The sequence below is a fragment of the Vibrio sp. 2134-1 genome (genome assembly GCF_033339495.1).
This window is the reverse complement of record NZ_JAWOUS010000498.1, coordinates 1-663: the sequence shown is the minus strand read 5'-3', so window position 1 is coordinate 663 and position 663 is coordinate 1. Positions and strand designations below refer to the sequence as shown.

The 663-nt window shown below is 48.3% G+C and carries 1 pseudogene; it reads left to right on the top strand.

What is annotated here, in order from left to right:
* Positions 1-663: pseudogene (locus tag R7R78_RS26865) on the top strand (oligoendopeptidase F); the annotation flags it as partial.

Here is a 663-nt window from a genome sequence, read left to right as displayed (position 1 = left end):
CGACAACTTGACGGGTTCGTTAAAGGTTACGTTAGACCATGCTGATGGCACTACTGAAGAGCTCGGTTTCTCCCAAGCTGCAAGTATCCTTTACGGTTCAGAGTTTGACCGCCAAGAAGCGGCATGGCGTGGCGTCCAAAAAGCAATGGAAACGCACCAAGAGTCTTTCGCCGCGATTTTAAATGCACTTGCAGGCTGGCGTTTAACTGAAAACAAAAAGCGCTCGACTAAGCGAGAGGTACACTTTTTAGATCCAAGTTTGTACGGTAGCCGCATTCAATCTGAAACCTTGGCTGCCATGATGAAAGTGGCGAAGGACAGTCGTGATATTGGTCAAAAAGCCGGTAAATTGATGGCGCAAGTGCACGGTTTGGATGAGATGAAGCCGTGGAACCACCTTGCTGCAATGCCTGCATTAAGCGGTGATGTTAAAGTCTACGATTTCAATGAAGCAATCGATGTGATTTGCGAAGCGTTTGAAACTGTCAACCCAGAGATGTCTGAGTTTGTGCGTTTAATGGTTCAAAACGGTTGGATTGATGCCGCGCCCAATGCCAATAAACGTTTGGGGGCGTACTGCACTAAGCTACCAGCCACGCGCACACCGTTGGTATTCATGACGTGGAGTGGTAGCCGTTCTGATTTGATGACATTGGCTCACGA